At 43.3% G+C, this 15,038-nt stretch carries 12 protein-coding genes; 7 read left to right on the forward strand and 5 right to left on the reverse strand.

What is annotated here, in order from left to right; translation table 11 throughout:
* Nucleotides 1–5: 5 nt before the first annotated feature.
* Both uvrA and LEP1GSC047_RS09160 read left to right on the forward strand, forming a co-directional pair.
* Nucleotides 6–2,840 (forward strand): excinuclease ABC subunit UvrA, encoded by a 2,835-nt coding sequence (gene uvrA, locus LEP1GSC047_RS09155; RefSeq protein ID WP_010419635.1) that lies wholly within the window; start codon nucleotides 6–8, stop codon nucleotides 2,838–2,840.
* A gap of 52 nt (nucleotides 2,841–2,892) precedes the next feature.
* The gene (locus LEP1GSC047_RS09160) at nucleotides 2,893–3,945 is read left to right on the forward strand and encodes an acyl-CoA dehydrogenase family protein (RefSeq protein WP_010419632.1); all 1,053 of its coding nucleotides are present in this window, start codon (nucleotides 2,893–2,895) and stop codon (nucleotides 3,943–3,945) included.
* Here LEP1GSC047_RS09160 and LEP1GSC047_RS09165 read toward each other — a convergent pair.
* Nucleotides 3,942–4,982, reverse strand: coding sequence for a cation diffusion facilitator family transporter (locus LEP1GSC047_RS09165; protein ID WP_020988543.1), 1,041 nt, complete (start codon nucleotides 4,980–4,982; stop codon nucleotides 3,942–3,944). The genes LEP1GSC047_RS09160 and LEP1GSC047_RS09165 overlap by 4 nt on opposite strands.
* Before the next feature lie 9 nt (nucleotides 4,983–4,991).
* Nucleotides 4,992–6,014, reverse strand: a complete 1,023-nt coding sequence (locus LEP1GSC047_RS09170) for an OmpA family protein (RefSeq protein ID WP_010419627.1) — start codon at nucleotides 6,012–6,014, stop codon at nucleotides 4,992–4,994.
* Between the two features lie 137 nt (nucleotides 6,015–6,151).
* Here LEP1GSC047_RS09170 and mgtE point away from each other — a divergent pair, with 137 nt between their 5' ends.
* From mgtE to LEP1GSC047_RS09195, 4 genes are all read left to right on the forward strand, one after another.
* Complete coding sequence (mgtE, locus tag LEP1GSC047_RS09175; RefSeq protein WP_039934558.1) at nucleotides 6,152–7,543, forward strand: magnesium transporter; 1,392 nt, start codon at nucleotides 6,152–6,154, stop codon at nucleotides 7,541–7,543.
* Between the two features lie 51 nt (nucleotides 7,544–7,594).
* A complete protein-coding gene (locus tag LEP1GSC047_RS09180) occupies nucleotides 7,595–8,233 on the forward strand; it encodes an LA_2219 family laminin/E-cadherin/plasminogen-binding protein (RefSeq protein ID WP_010419622.1) in 639 nt (212 codons plus the stop codon).
* Between the two features lie 349 nt (nucleotides 8,234–8,582).
* On the forward strand, nucleotides 8,583–9,200 hold the full coding sequence (locus tag LEP1GSC047_RS09185; RefSeq protein WP_010419617.1) for a hypothetical protein: 618 nt from the start codon (nucleotides 8,583–8,585) through the stop codon (nucleotides 9,198–9,200).
* Between the two features lie 723 nt (nucleotides 9,201–9,923).
* On the forward strand, nucleotides 9,924–10,241 hold the full coding sequence (locus LEP1GSC047_RS09195; RefSeq protein WP_010419611.1) for a phasin-related domain-containing protein: 318 nt from the start codon (nucleotides 9,924–9,926) through the stop codon (nucleotides 10,239–10,241).
* A 506-nt stretch (nucleotides 10,242–10,747) separates the two neighbouring features.
* Here LEP1GSC047_RS09195 and LEP1GSC047_RS09200 read toward each other — a convergent pair.
* Together LEP1GSC047_RS09200 and LEP1GSC047_RS09205 are read right to left on the reverse strand one after the other, a co-directional pair.
* On the reverse strand, nucleotides 10,748–11,932 hold the full coding sequence (locus LEP1GSC047_RS09200; RefSeq protein WP_010419606.1) for a hypothetical protein: 1,185 nt from the start codon (nucleotides 11,930–11,932) through the stop codon (nucleotides 10,748–10,750).
* 12 nt (nucleotides 11,933–11,944) lie between these two features.
* Entirely contained in the window at nucleotides 11,945–12,619 is a 675-nt protein-coding gene (locus tag LEP1GSC047_RS09205; protein ID WP_010419602.1) for a hypothetical protein, read from the reverse strand.
* Nucleotides 12,620–13,380: 761 nt separating this feature from the next.
* On the opposite strand from LEP1GSC047_RS09205, the gene LEP1GSC047_RS09210 reads away from it, so the two are divergent.
* A complete protein-coding gene (locus LEP1GSC047_RS09210; protein ID WP_010419600.1) occupies nucleotides 13,381–14,277 on the forward strand; it encodes an LIC10906 family membrane protein in 897 nt (298 codons plus the stop codon).
* 38 nt (nucleotides 14,278–14,315) lie between these two features.
* Here the strand turns inward: LEP1GSC047_RS09210 and LEP1GSC047_RS09215 are convergent, their stop codons facing one another.
* Entirely contained in the window at nucleotides 14,316–15,029 is a 714-nt protein-coding gene (locus LEP1GSC047_RS09215; RefSeq protein WP_010419599.1) for a hypothetical protein, read from the reverse strand.
* Nucleotides 15,030–15,038: the final 9 nt, after the last annotated feature.

Consider the following 15,038-nt stretch of genomic DNA (forward strand, 5'->3'; position numbering starts at 1 on the left):
CGAATTTGGATCATATTCGGATACGCGGTGCGAGAGAGCATAACCTAAAAAACGTCAATTTGGATATTCCAAGGGATAAGCTCGTCGTCGTAACCGGATTATCCGGATCAGGTAAATCGTCTCTTGCCTTCGATACGATTTACGCGGAGGGCCAAAGACGATACGTAGAAAGCTTATCCGCATATGCGCGACAATTTCTGGGCCAGATGGAAAAACCGGATCTGGACTTAATCGAAGGCTTGTCGCCGGCCATCTCGATCGAGCAGAAGACCACTCATCGCAATCCAAGATCCACGGTCGGAACGGTAACTGAAATTTACGACTACCTCCGCTTATTGTACGCGAGGATCGGCAAACCTCATTGTCCGATTTGCGGAACTCCGATCCAATCTCTGTCCATCGATCAAATCACCCAACGCATACTCGCGTATCCGGACGGAACTAAACTTCAATTGATGTCTCCGGTCGTCTCGGGAAAAAAGGGCGAACATAAAGATATCATCGATAAGATTAGAAAAGACGGTTTTAATCGGGTTCGGATCAACGGGGAAATTAGAACTCTGGATGAAGAGATTACGTTCAAAAAAAGTTTTAAAGCAACCATCGAGATCGTCGTGGATCGAATCGTAATGAAGGAAGGAATACGATCGAGACTTGCGGATTCGGTGGAAACGGCATTAAAACAATCGGAAGGAACTTTAATCGTAGATGACGGAAAGAAAGATCATGTCTTTTCCCAGAAACTTTCCTGTCCGAACCATCCCGAGGAATCGATTCCCGAACTTTCTCCCAGACTATTTTCGTTCAATTCCCCGTACGGAGCCTGCGAAACTTGCGACGGCTTGGGGAGCTTATTGGAATTCGACGAGGACCTCTTAATTTCGGATCCGGAGCTTTCCCTTGTGGAAGGTTGTATCGAGGCATGGGCTGGTTCAAAAAGCAATAGCTATTGGTTTTTGACTACAGTACATTCGATGGCCAAAACGCTAAAATTCGATTATAACACTCCCTGGAAGAATTTGCCGGAGAAAGTCAGAAAGACCGTATTGTACGGGGATAAAAACTTAAAGATAGATTACGATTTTAGAAAAGAGAATTCCCATTATGAATTCAGCAGAGAATTCGAGGGCGTCATTCCGAATTTAAAAAGACGTTATAAAGAAGCGTCCGAATCCAGACGACAAATTCTGGAAGGATACATGACAAATCATGCATGTCCTTCCTGCAATGGAAAACGTTTGAAACCGGTCACCTTAGCGGTGGAAGTGAACGATTTAACCATCGATAAGTTCTCCGCGTTCAGCGTGGAAAAGGCGCTGGCTTTCGTGAAATCGATGAAGCCTAAAGGCAGCGAGGAGATCATCGCTAAACCCATCTTGAAGGAGATCCAGCAACGATTGACGTTTTTAAATGATGTCGGAGTCGGCTATCTTAGCCTAGAACGGTCGGCCGGTTCGCTTTCCGGGGGAGAAGCTCAGAGAATTCGATTGGCAACTCAAATAGGATCTAGACTGCAAGGGGTCTTGTACATTCTGGACGAGCCTTCGATCGGACTTCATCAGAGAGATAACACGAAGTTAGTCAATACGTTGAAAGATCTGCGGGACCTTGGAAATACGGTCCTCGTCGTCGAGCACGATCAAGAAACCATGGAAGAGGCGGATTGGCTCATCGATATGGGCCCGGGCGCCGGGGTTCATGGCGGAACCGTAGTCTGTGCCGGAACTCCGGAAGATGTGGCTAAGAATAAAAATTCCCTAACCGGAAAATATCTTTCCGGAAAAGCGTTTATTCCGATTCCCGATTCTCTTCGTTCGGGAAACGGGAAAAAGATCAAAATTGTAGGCGCTAAAGAAAACAATTTAAAGAATGTGAATGTGGATATTCCGCTGGGAAAATTGGTGCTGATAACCGGAGTTTCCGGCTCGGGTAAATCCACTCTTATCAACGATATATTGTATAACGCGGCAGCTCATAAAGTGATGAAAATGCGCACCATTGCGGGCAAGCACGAAAAAATTACGGGCTTGGAAGAAATCGATAAGATTATCAATATCGATCAATCGCCGATCGGTCGAACTCCTCGCTCCAACCCTGCCACCTATACCGGTTTATTCACCGTCGTGCGAGATATGTTTGCCGGATTAGAAGACTCGAAGGTTAGAGGTTATTCTCCCGGAAGATTCAGTTTTAACGTGAGTGGGGGCCGCTGCGAAACCTGCGAAGGTGACGGAATTCTCAAGATCGAAATGCATTTTTTACCTGACGTGTACGTTACCTGCGATGTTTGCAAAGGAAAACGGTACAATCAGGAAACTTTGGAAGTAAGATACAAGGGGAAAAATATCTACGAGATTCTGGAAATGACGGTGGAAGATTCGGTGAAATTCTTCGAAAATATTCCGGCTCTAAAGCGAAAGTTGGAGACTCTGGAAGAAGTCGGACTCGGTTATATCAGATTGGGACAACCTGCAACCACTTTCTCGGGAGGAGAAGCCCAAAGAATCAAACTTGCAACGGAACTTTCCAAACGCCCCACCGGAAGAACATTATACATTTTGGACGAACCTACTACCGGCCTGCATTTTGAAGACGTTCGTCATCTAATGACGGTATTGCATACTCTAGTCGATCGCGGGAATTCCATGATCGTAATCGAACACAATCTAGATGTGATTAAGCAGGCGGATTGGATTATCGACATGGGTCCGGAAGGAGGAGACGGGGGTGGGCGGGTCATCGGCGAAGGAACTCCTACCGACGTCGTAAAAATTAAGGAATCTTTTACAGGCCAATATCTGAAGAAGGTAATGGGGACAAGCGGTAAAAAAGCGGGATAAATATGGTAGACCCGTCTCGGGTTGTACGGCATAGAGTCTTCCAGAACCCTCTATGCAAGAACTCTCCGCGAAGCTATATTCGTTTCCGAAAACCGAATTTCGTTCCGTATACAAACTATCATTACCTGAAATTTCCAAAGCCGGTTTACTTTCCGCGCTTTCAAGCGGAGGGTTTAAGGAATTTCATGAAAAATTAATTCTTCTTCCTTCGCTTCCTCACGGAATCGGCGTGGGTGTCGGAATTATGGCTCAGACAAATGTTGCCGGACGAATTCTTCGTTTGCTATCGGGTGTGGAACCCGGTTTGGAAGCTCAGGAAGAAACGAGAGAGCTGGCAAAAACGATCTTGAGCCGATTGTCCCAGGGTTTAGGAATTTTAGGTTTAGGAGTCAGCGAGCCCGGGTGGATGGGAAAGATTTCCAATTTAAAATCGGTAGCGAAGCGGTTACCCGACGGCTCCTTCGAGCTAACTTTCGCGAAAGGATTCGTTACGAACGGCGCCGATGCGGAGGGTTTTCTCGTGGTCGCTAAGGGCGAGGAGATTCCGTACGGAGTCTTTTACGTTCCGAGAAATAGCGAAGGTCTGGAACTGGAGGAATTCCATTTGGATTTCGCGCCTGAGGCGACTCATTGTAAAATTAAGGCAACGAATCTTCGCGTTCCGAAGCACCATTTATTTCTCCCCGATTATTCTAAATTCGGACCGGATGTGCATCTTTCCGAAATGCTTTCCGCCGCCGTCTTGTTTTGCGGAGCGATTCGCAAAATCGTAAGCGATTTGGGATGTCGTCCCGAATGTAGAGACTGGTCTTCTACGCTCGGACAACTTTGGGATCTAAGCGGATTACTGTTTTCAAAATGTCTGGAGCTGTCCGAAAAAAAAGATAGGAATCCGGCCTATAAGATCGAAGAAGATCACCCGTACGGCTACGAAACCGTTTTGGACATATCCGGAAAACTTCTGGATTCACTTCCTTTCTTCGATCGAAAGAAGGAATATCCGGACTTCGAATTATTTTTCTCCTTTCATCCTGCAAGAAGTCCGGTCTATTTAAAGAATAGAATTAAACAGACAAGAGAGTGGAGGAAGTTCGGAGTTCGTTAGTAGGAACGGTGGTCATTAGGATGATCGTGATTATGATGGGCATGCCCCCAGTCTTCCGGTTCCATTTCGTGGAGAGTTTTCGCCAAAATTCCGTCTAACCGTTTCGTCGTTTTTAAGTCTTCCAGTTGCAGATATATCTGTTCGAATTTCCATTCTTCCCGGAGTAGAGAGTATGCTTCCGTCAAAATTTTTTTCGTATCCGATCCTGTTTTAATCAGTAAGCGGAAAGCACAGGCATGGATTCCTTTCGTGAGACTCCAGCTATGGGAAGAGAGAATCGTTTCGACTCCCTCGAGATCTAGAATATCCCTTTGTAAATGATCCCATTCCTCCGGATTGGGAGATGCTTCCAATAGGATAGAAAGGCTTTCCTTGAGGATAGATCCTGCGGATTTAAGAATCAAGAAAGACAATAGAACACTGATTAACGGATCGATCCAATTCCAGTTAGTGTAGCGAATCAGAATTGCACCGATTACTACGGCGACTGTCGCCAACAGATCGCTAAGAACGTGGAGGTATGCCGATTTCAAATTGATATTATCGTCGGCTACTCGTCTTAAGACCCAGACGGAAATTAAGTTCAAAACGATCGTGCCTAAACTGAATGCAAGCATTAAGTCGGGCGCCACCTTATTTCCGGATCTGATTCTTTCCCAAGCTTCGATTAGTATGTACGCGGAAATTCCGAATATCAAAAGTGAATTTAGAAATGCGGCCAGCACTTCCACGCGAAAGTACCCGAAGTTCATTCTTTGATTCGGTTTTCTGTCGGCGATCAAGACCGCAGTGAGACTCAGCAACAAGGCAAAGGAATCGGAAATAACATGTCCTGCATCCGCGAGCAATGCAAGGCTATGACTTTCCGCAGCTCCCCAAATCTCCCAGGTAAAGATTCCGAGGGAAAGTAGTAGGGCCATTAATAATGAGCCTACCGTCCCTTTTCTTCTCGGTCGAAGAATCGTTTGGTTTAAAAAAGGATCGACCTGAGCAGGAGGACGATCCCGAGTTCCTTTCGAGTTTACGGATTTATCCATCGGCAAACTTTATTTGCGGGGAACGACGACGATATCGACGCGACGATTTATAGCCTTGTTCTCGGGTGTGTCGTTGGAAACTAACGGAGCATGTTCCCCATAGCCTGCAGCGGAAAAATTTCTAGGATCCAAATTCTTAGCCTCTAACAGGAAGCGTAGAACGGAAAGAGCTCTCTCGGTGGAGAGTTGCCAATTATCCTGAAATTTCTTGGTCCGTATCGGGACGTTATCGGTATGGCCTTCCACCGTTATAATATTTCCCGGATAATTAACTAAAATCTCCTTAACTTTATCCAAAGCCGGGAGAATCTGTTTTTTTAAATCGGCTGATCCCGAGTCGAAGGAGATCTGGTCGTCCACGTTGATGATTAATCGACCTTGGAAGCGTTTTACCCGGATTTGGCCTTTGGAAATTTCCCCCTTCAGTTTCTCCTCCAATTCGTCGGCCTGTTTTGACAATCGTTCGTTTTCCTTCTTCTGAATTTCGGAAAAATCCTTGAGACGACCGATTTCATCCATGAGAGACGCGATTCTCGCTTCGAGAGTGGCGATTCTGGTTTCATAATCTTTCTTTAAATCTTCGGTTTTTTTAATACAATCCAGTTTTTCCTGTTCGAGAGCGGCTTTCAATTCACCGATCAAATCCTGGTATTTTTTGGATTGTTTCGCGTTCTCATCCAGAAGTTCTCTTTCTTTATTGCCGCTTTTTGTTTTTAAAAGGGAGATCTGATTCTCGAGATTTTTGATCTGATCCGCGTATTGATCCTGGTCCTTTTCGCGGAAGGACTTTTCGCTCGCCAATTGGTTCTCAAGACTTTGTATGCGTCCTTCCAGGGAGATTTTCTCTTTTTTAGAGTTTTCGGATTCGTTTCGGTAGCGGGTCTTTAGAGAATCCAATTCGAGTTCTAAAGTCACTTTCTCATTATAGAGTTTGTTGTATTCCCAAGGAAAATAGACGACGTCGGCTTGGAGCGGAAGGTTAGCTAAGCCTAAAATTCCGGCGATTGCTAGTCTTGAGTAGAATGATTTCATGGATATAACTGGACCTATGTTCCATTCTAAGCGGTCAAGCAGCCAGTCAAATGAAAAACTCTTGCTTGAAAAACGGAAAGTCATTGAACGGAGAAAAACTTGTCGGATTCTGTCGGAAAAGGGGAGGTTCAGCTAAAATGGAAGTTAAGCGTACTGCAAAGGAAGCCGTCTCGATCAAGGCAAATGCTAAATCCGCCGAGTGGCTCGAATCCTTCTCTAAAAGAATCGAAATAAAAGATACGGAATACCTTCGAGCTTTTATCGAAGCGAATCACCCGGCAGATATCGCGGAAGTTTTGGAAAAATTAGACGAAGAAGAGGCGTTTTACGTATTCCGTCTCTGCGATTCCGAGAAGCAATCCCTGATTCTAGTCGAATTCGACGAAGACCTTCAGGCGGATCTGATTTCAAGATTACACGTCCATGAGATTTCACCGATCGTTGAAAACCTAGAGACGGACGAGTTCACTAATTTGATCTCCGAAATTCCGAAGGACAAGGCCGAGGAGATCCTAAACTCGATCGATAGAGAAGACTCTTCTCAAATCAGGAAGCAGCTCAATTTTAGGGAATATACGGCCGGTCGTTTAATGACGACGGAATTTGCTTCGGCCTTCGAAACGGACACTGTCCGAAAAGCCATTATAAAATTGAGACGAATCGCTAAAGAAACCGACGACATCTATTTATTATACGTTACCGACGAGGAGAACCATTTAAAGGGATTCATCAGACTCAAAGATTTGTTTCTCGCTCCTCTGAACCAAAAAATCGGCCGCCTCGTTAAGGAAGAGGTTTTTTCCATTCATTACGACACGGACCAGGAAGAGGTGGCTAAGATCTTCCGTAAGTACGATTTAGTCTCCGCTGCGGTCGTCGACGATTTGGATCGAATTATCGGGAGAATCACCGTAGACGATATTTTGGATATCGTCCAGGACGAAGCTTCCGAGGATATTTTGCGGATGGGCGGGGTTTCGGAGGAAGAGCGCCTGAATACGTCCATTTGGGACTCGATTCGACGCCGATTAATTTGGCTAATTATCAATTTAGGGAATGCGGTTTTGGCTGCGTCCACGGTCTCTCTTTTTGAAGAAACCATTCAATCATTCGTTCTTCTTGCCGCTTTAATGCCGATCGTTGCGGGAATGGGTGGAAATGCGGGAACCCAAGCGATCACCGTAGTGGTTCGCAATATTGCGACGGGCGATTTAAGTCCGAGTAACTGGGGAATCGGTTTTCGTAAGGAATGCATCATCGGAATCATCAACGGCCTGACCATCGGTGCGATTTCGGGACTTGCGGTTTATTTTTATATGGGGAAAACGGCTCTTGCCCTTGTTATCTTCTTTGCCATGCTTGCGAATCTGATCGTTGCCGCAGTATTAGGCGCTTCTATCCCCATGTTACTCAGGGTGTTGGGAATCGATCCAGCAATAGCTTCCTCCATCTTCGTCACGACAACTACCGATATCTTCGGGTTTTTCTGCTTTCTCGGACTGGCCACGATGTTCCTCGGTTACTTATGACAGGGAATTGCAGTCATTATTTTATTATAGAAAGAAAGTGTAGGACATTCAATGAGAGAATTTTATAGACGAGGCATATCCGCGATCCTCGCGACGGTTATGCTTCTGGTCATATCGATGATTTTGAATTGCGCGGGTTCCCAAAAACAGATCGCTGTAGAACCGAAGGGCGAGGTTGTCCCGAATCCTGCAGGAGAGAACGAATCCATACTGGATGAGGAAGGAAAGGAAGTTCGAGTTACGACGGTCGATCCGACTTTTTTTCAAGCCCCGTCCAAAGATTCAGGCGAGTATTTTCGAGTGTATATCACGGGAGACGCGTATAAAGTTCGTCAAATCCGAGGGACTAAATTCATTCATCGTAAAGTCGACCGGGGCGGGGACGCCTTGATCAGCGAGGAACTTTTAAAGTACAACAAAATTAATTTTACGGACGATGGAATCATATTAGTGATTCTAAATGGAAATACCGGTGCCGTCGAAACGATTCGCTTTAACACTCGCGTTCCGAGAATTAACGATTTGGCAAAAGTGATTCAGAACGATGTAACACGCTGGACGATGGAGCATTCCGAGGAAAAACCGGTCGTTACTAAATACCAAATTCATTATATGATCCGCTTGGAAAATCGATCTGGCTCGACGCGGGATAAGGTTAAGGAAGAACTTCGTAAAGAAGTCCGTAAGTAATCGGAGGATAGATTGCGGGACGTCTCCCCCGCGTTGCAGCCGCGCCACGCGTCTTCCGCTACCAATCGAGCGACCCTTAGGGAGCGAGATTCCCGAAGGGTGACTGAACGAAGTGAAGTCAAATTTTCAATCAAACAAACTGCATTCGAATTAACTCCATATCTCCGGAGAATCGTCTGCTCGCTCCCCCGGACCCGTTTTTGTTCGTAACGATGGAAATCGAAGGATTAATGAATCTTACTATATTCGTTTAGTTTGAAAATGAATTTTTTCAAAATGCTATTTATTTTATTTATTATTTATCATTTTATTAAATTTGTGTCAAAGTATGACCATTTCGAAAATAATTATGATTTCTATCTTATGTCTAAGTATATTGGCATGTTCTGAACAGAAAAAAGATTCGATTGCTCCGATACTGGCCTTGGTCGGCGCTAATTCGGCAAGTTCCGCGCCAGGAAATAGTTCATCTGGCGGAGTGACGACTAACGGAGGCAGCGGCGGGACAACTATTTCCACGCATGATACGAAGGTTTATGACGCCAATAACCAATTTCTTGGGTACGGATTTCCAAATGCGTATAGTATCCAGATGGTCTCGCCAACCGGTTATTTTTATAGTTTAGGATGGGATGGAATCATTACTGATTCTTACATAAAATTCACTCAGATTAACGGAGGAGGAGTGGCATTTATTGATGCCACTGGTGCTCCTTATGCAAAATTTGCCGAGCGTGCAGGGGGCAGTTTGTATACCGCACAGCAAGCAGATGTATATGGAAATGCAGTGAGCAATCCGGGTATAACGCAGTATTATTCCTACTACATCGCGGGTTCTATTACTAATTACCCGGCGGGGTTGACGGTCGGCACATCGCTTAAGGTATTTCCTTTGACCACGATAACAAAGACCGTCGCCGGAATTCCAAATACAATTGCGCTCCCGATAAAAGTCGTTTATCAATGAAGGATGACCGGGACTTTTAGGGTATTCGAACTGGCTATAGTTGATCGCGCCTAAGAAAATTTCGCTAACAATGAAAGATTCATTATAAAAACTGAAACTATCCGACAAGTTGGCGACGAAAATTCGAAACTTGAGAAGTTTCGATTTGGTTCCTAAATTTGCAAAAAATTGTATAGGTCGTTTCAAGATTCGGCTTCGTGATGCTTTACAATTTTCGGTTTTGAGGCCTGATGCCTCAATTTTTGAACGTTTCGAATCATTGAAGAGAGAAGGTTTGAGAGCCGAGCCAAAATCCGTTCATCATCGGATTGTTAGGCGAAAAACGGCTAAGCTTTGGATTCTGGGATGAGCCGAAACCAATCGTTCTATTATCTTTTCTGCCCAAAAAAACGCGCAGGCGTTCTTTACCGGAGTCTTTCATTTAAGCAATTTCACCGAATTTTGCGCAGTCTCAAAAGCGGAAGAATCAATCAACTGACGGTTAATACCGCCATTTGATTGGAAAGAGTAGCTTAAAACGCTACACTTTCGTTTATCGGTACTCCAAATTCCCAACGATTTATAGATCGTTCATTCATAAATCAATTACCGTTGGAAGATCGACTCATATAACCGATTTATTACATTCGAAATACTTTTAATTCCGAATGGAACGCTCGATTTTTGTTGACTCTTTCCTCTGCAAAATGTATAAACTCAGAGTTTTTACATCGGAGGAATTCAATGAACCTGGAAATGATGAGTATTGTGAATGCCGGTATCGGCATTATAAGGGCCGGACAGGCAAGAATCGAAAACACCAAAATGACAATTAAGAAGGGTTTCGAGGATTTAGCTGCGAAAGGCGCTGCCGATAAAAGCGAGTCGTCGGTCCGTCTTCGTGATTTAACGATCAAAGTCGTAGATAGTGTTAAGGAAACTAATACGACGATCCAGAAAAATTGGGACGAGGTACGTTCAAAATTGTCGAACACTGTAAACGGTTTCTCGACAAAGCAAGTGGAAGCGCCGATTAAAAAAGGGGTGGCAAAACCCGCCTAAACCTAGATCGGATTTGGGGATGTCGGTTTTGCGCCTCCTTATTTAAGAAAACCAGCATCCCCGAAAAATCTCAATAAGAAGGGAGAGCCGGGAAAAAAAAAGGTTCAGTCGAGAATGGGAAATTGGATAAAGCACTATCAATTTCCCGGATTCAATATCTCGAACATTAAGGGATGGAAAAAGGACATCCTTAGGCCCGAATATAAGATCCTGCACAATCGCGATAGTCTTATGATTATTAGAAAAACATTAAATTCTTCCCTGATTCTCCGGCTTTGATTTTCGGTTAAGCATTCAGCCAAAAAAAATCAGACGATAAACGCGATGAATCCAGTATCCAGAGTTGATATAAATTTCGGCAAAATATTTCCCATTGCTCGGAATTTCCTGGCGGACGAAGATGCGAAATGCAGGCGTTTTGCGGTATAATAGCACAGGACAGGCGGTCCCTAATTATCTTCCGCTGTTTGAAAACGATTATAAGTTATCTCTAATTTACTATACTGTTATTTATTTCCGAATTCAGTATCATAGGCCCCCGCACCGTACAACTCGTCGTATTTTGCCTTCATTCTTTCCCCGACAGCGATTCTCTCGGCGAATCGCCAGTCAGATTTAGTTTCATGCAGTTTTTCCGCTTCCTTGATCAGCTCCTCCGTCGGGCCAGAACCCGGTTTACAGAGCGGATAAGCTTTTTTAAGAAGTTCGATTTTTGCCGCAGATATCGAAACGTCCACGTTCGTCCAGGCTAGAAGATACGTTTCGTGGGTGAAGATATCGTTCCAGGAGATAGCAAAGGATTCCTGGAGTATTCTTTCCCGTTCCCGAAGTCTATAAGGGCTCAGTTCCTTCGTTCTGCGAATATTTTTAGGAGTTGCAGAAGGGTCTGTGGGATCTACCCATCGTTCATCTTTCGGGGCAAAATTTGTAAACGAATCAAGCCAATCGTTGACTATATCGATCACCTTTTCCCAACGCTCGGTAATAGCATTCCACTTGACGATGGCAGGCTCATACTTCCATTCTATTTCTCGTCGAGCCAATCCGAATTCGAAACTATCGGGAACCTTGAAGGTAGCCTTCGCAGCTAGCTCGTCGAAAATCCCTAAAATTTCTTCTCCTCTTTTGATGTACAACGGCAGATTATAAAATTTCGCCCAGTCGATATCCGTAACGAGTCCGTCCCGAAGTACAGCAGATCCTTCCATAGCTTTGTCTAGACCTTTTTCAATCAGAAGACGGAGAAAAACCGGATAGGTTATTCCGGATTTTCCCAGATCGATTACTGCTTGAACTCCCGCTCGCAGCAAGGCAGCCGCCTTCGGTTTCATGATCCCTTTTTTTACGTCATCTTCATACCTGTCTAGAGCACTTTGATAGGACGTAAGCGTTTGCCTTAAAAAACCTTCATCCTCGTCGATGTCGGAACCGGAGGATTGCGACGAGTTTTTTGCGGCATCCGAAAGCAGTTGCGAATATGCTGCGCTAAAATTCGAGAAACAACCTTCCGTCATTAGCTTGGCACTAAACGCTGCAAAGTCATCCATATCGACGGCGTACTTTTCCATTTTATTCATTTCTGCAAGCATGTTGTCGAAAGCCTGACCGGATAGATTTTTATCCTTACATTCTTGAATCATGTTTCGGAACGTTCCTAGCATGGGATCGGACAGCATTTTATCGATAGGCATATTATTATTCTCTTATGAAAGTCCGATCAATCGCTTGTGATCTTCGATTCTTCTTTTAACAATTTCGTCCGGAAACGGAATATTTCTTCGGTGACGCGTTTCCCAAATGAGGCTATAGTCGTAGTTCCAATCGGACTTATAATTTCGATTATTCGGAAGGGTCGTTTTTTGAAACAATTCTTTATGGTCTTTGATTTGTTCGGTGATGCTATCCTTAACTTCCTGATACCATTCCTTGGGAACCTCGTCTTTGATGGCTTCGGCCACGATAAGATTCTCGATCGCCGTAAAATCGAAGTAAAATCCACCGATAAAATTATCGACCGTTATGAGAATGGAAACTTCCTGGTCGATTTTCGAAATTATTGCGGTTACATCCATTGCCGATTTGACAGTATCGATCTCTTTTAGAATTCGTTCCGAAGAAATCGCTCGAATGGGCTCTTCTATTCTTCTAAAATGAGAAAGCCTTGCCGTCTCTTGATCTTTTACAAGGGCAATGGCGCATTGAACTTCGGGATGATCCTTTTCGACTACCGAGCGAAAATCTTCGAGTTTCGCGCAGCCTGCAATTGCATCGGACATTCTTTTTTCCGCCGCATAAGAACGAGAGTAGAGAGGATTTCCTTCGAATCGTTTCATCCGGGCGTTATAGTAGGCCGCGTATTCCTCGTGTCTTTTTTCCATAATAGGCTCCGCGATGAAATAATCTTAAGAACCCATTCTTATCAAGAAAATATTTATCGCCGATTTGGATTTTTCAATTGCGAAATTCGCAGGTCGAATGATTCGCTCAAATCGATCGGATTTTGGAATTCGCTTATTGGTGTTTAATTGAACGATATTCGTTTAAAGAGTATAAATTTTGATGTAATAAGAAATAGGGGAATTAAGGATGTGAGATACTCGACCGGTTGATGATAAGTCGATCTACTCTGAATTCGAATCGAAATGCTTTTTGAAAAACCATCGCGTTTTCTATTAACCTAGTTACCCAAAATTCTAACCGGACTGTATTTCGATTGGAAACGTAGAAGATATCTGGAATTGAAGATTATGCTTATCAATGGATTCGAATAAAAACGAATCGCGTTATCGTTCAAGAAAGACTTTGGTATAAAAAGCAATAGGAGGTTAGCGAAATCTCGAAGTAAGTAAGTAAGTAATCAATTCTTAAACCGATATTGAGGAAATATATTTTTAAGATACAGAATGAATGAACGTTCTGTCAGATTTTTTGAAATGAATCTTTGTTTATATAATGAGAGAAGACCATTCCAACCGGGGAATGGCAGTTTATAGTACTGACAAATTATTGCCAAGCACGTCAGGTTTTCTTGCTGGATTTTGCCTAATGGAAAATTTGTAGATTTCAGTACGACCAAGCTTAAGAAAAGACTTTACGGAATATCATGCCAAGGCTGTAGTCTAGTTTCGGTAATACGTCCATGGCAGCCATTAATCTAACGCCATTCTTTGTTGGTAGCTTTTTCCTGGCATATTACGTTTGGATGGCGAGAGCTTCAATTAAGAAAATCCCTAGTTCATTTTGGTTTCTCTCTATTTCAATTACGGTCTGGCTTTTTTTTCTGGCTTTCCGGGGGCTTCTTCCAAACGATTGGAGAGGGATGGCTCTGAATTGGACTCTGATTCCCGCTATTCTAATCCCTCATTTTTTATTTTTAGTCGTCAAATCTGTACTAGATTTAAAGAAAAATTACCGGGCTTTACGGGTATTTGATTGGGCAGCTATCATATTTTTTTTATTTGAAGCGCTTATTGGAGGGATTGTAAAGGTTAAAGATCCGAACTTTTTTTCTTATACACCAAACCCATCGTATCATTTGTTAATTTTTTATATTTTTTGCAGCGTAGGATTTTCAATATGCTTGATGGGGCGAGGAGCGATAAAGTCTAGAGGACAAATTCGGACCCAGTTAATCTTAATGTTGATGGGAATTTTTGTCGGCCTCTTTGTTTCTATTATTTTCGTTTATATTTTGCCTCTTATGGGTGTGTTTATGGCTTATTTATCTTCTTTTGGAATGGGGATTTATATCACACTTTGGTCAATTGCAATTTTACAATACGACATCTTCGAAATAAAACTTCAGTTGCTTTCGGGGACGAAAGTGCCACTTCTTATACGGCTTAGTTCACCGTTCGTATTGTTTTTATACCATATCGTTGATCCGACCGATTACGATAGAAAATTATTAGAAGTTAAAGCCAAAATTGCGAATTCACTAATAGAATTCAATTATGAATTAGTGGTGCGCACATCCTTAGAAGGGGACGAAAAATCGCGGGTCATTGCGGCACAGTTTAGTCGCTACCTCAAATAGAAGTTCGGAAAAAGTTGCCAACTCCCTATAGCTAGGCTTTATCGAGAAGGCTTATTTAGAAATTCCACAAATTCCTTCGTAAAATCCGAATTCACTTCGTCCAGGCTGGCCTTCACTACCATCTCTCGTAAGTGATGATCTTTCTTTTCTATCTTTTTATAGAATTCCTTATTTCTGAATGCATTATAAGTCTCGTTAAAGACTATGTTTCCTTGCGAATCTTCGACAATATATTGCGCGGTAACTATGCATGTGTATTCGTATAACAAAGTTAGCGCTATAATGGGGAAAAGGCTCTCTTCGACCACCTCGTAAAGGAAGACCCCGGCTCCTAATTCGGAATGACCCGTTACGATGGCGACAAGTAATCCGGTAGTTATCCCGGTAAAGATGCTCCATGCGATAACGGAGCCTCGGATTTCACCCATATCCTTTATTTCTATTCCGACAGTGTAGTTAGGATTATCGATCGGCTCCGAACGTATGTTCGATTCAAAGAGTTTATTATTTAAATTTAACTTAATCCATTTTCCAAACTTCAGCTTTTCTTTCTCGATTCTTTCGATATTCTGTTTCTCACCTTTTGGAGCCTCCGTTAACGTGTGCAAGCTGTCGATTTTTATCGAAATGTAAGGATCTTTTAGAACGACTATGATCGGAACTGTCTTATTTTCCTGCTCTCCGTGGATCGTGTTGATTGAACAATTAGGATAGAATATAAGCGGAAGACATAGGGCTAAAAATAATTTCATGCGTTTCCA

Origin of the sequence: Leptospira inadai serovar Lyme str. 10, from assembly GCF_000243675.2 — a bacterium.
GTDB classification, from domain to species: domain Bacteria; phylum Spirochaetota; class Leptospiria; order Leptospirales; family Leptospiraceae; genus Leptospira_B; species Leptospira_B inadai.

Bases quoted from the DNA above. Each gene is read 5' to 3' on its own strand.
- LEP1GSC047_RS09160 (WP_010419632.1), top strand. From the start codon at position 2,893: ATGCAAGAACTCTCCGCGAAGCTATATTCGTTTCCGAAAACCGAATTT.
- LEP1GSC047_RS09165 (WP_020988543.1), bottom strand. From the start codon at position 4,982: ATGGATAAATCCGTAAACTCGAAAGGAACTCGGGATCGTCCTCCTGCT.
- LEP1GSC047_RS09170 (WP_010419627.1), bottom strand. From the start codon at position 6,014: ATGAAATCATTCTACTCAAGACTAGCAATCGCCGGAATTTTAGGCTTA.
- mgtE (WP_039934558.1), top strand. From the start codon at position 6,152: ATGGAAGTTAAGCGTACTGCAAAGGAAGCCGTCTCGATCAAGGCAAAT.
- LEP1GSC047_RS09180 (WP_010419622.1), top strand. From the start codon at position 7,595: ATGAGAGAATTTTATAGACGAGGCATATCCGCGATCCTCGCGACGGTT.
- LEP1GSC047_RS09185 (WP_010419617.1), top strand. From the start codon at position 8,583: ATGATTTCTATCTTATGTCTAAGTATATTGGCATGTTCTGAACAGAAA.
- LEP1GSC047_RS09195 (WP_010419611.1), top strand. From the start codon at position 9,924: ATGAACCTGGAAATGATGAGTATTGTGAATGCCGGTATCGGCATTATA.
- LEP1GSC047_RS09200 (WP_010419606.1), bottom strand. From the start codon at position 11,932: ATGCCTATCGATAAAATGCTGTCCGATCCCATGCTAGGAACGTTCCGA.
- LEP1GSC047_RS09205 (WP_010419602.1), bottom strand. From the start codon at position 12,619: ATGGAAAAAAGACACGAGGAATACGCGGCCTACTATAACGCCCGGATG.
- LEP1GSC047_RS09210 (WP_010419600.1), top strand. From the start codon at position 13,381: ATGGCAGCCATTAATCTAACGCCATTCTTTGTTGGTAGCTTTTTCCTG.
- LEP1GSC047_RS09215 (WP_010419599.1), bottom strand. From the start codon at position 15,029: ATGAAATTATTTTTAGCCCTATGTCTTCCGCTTATATTCTATCCTAAT.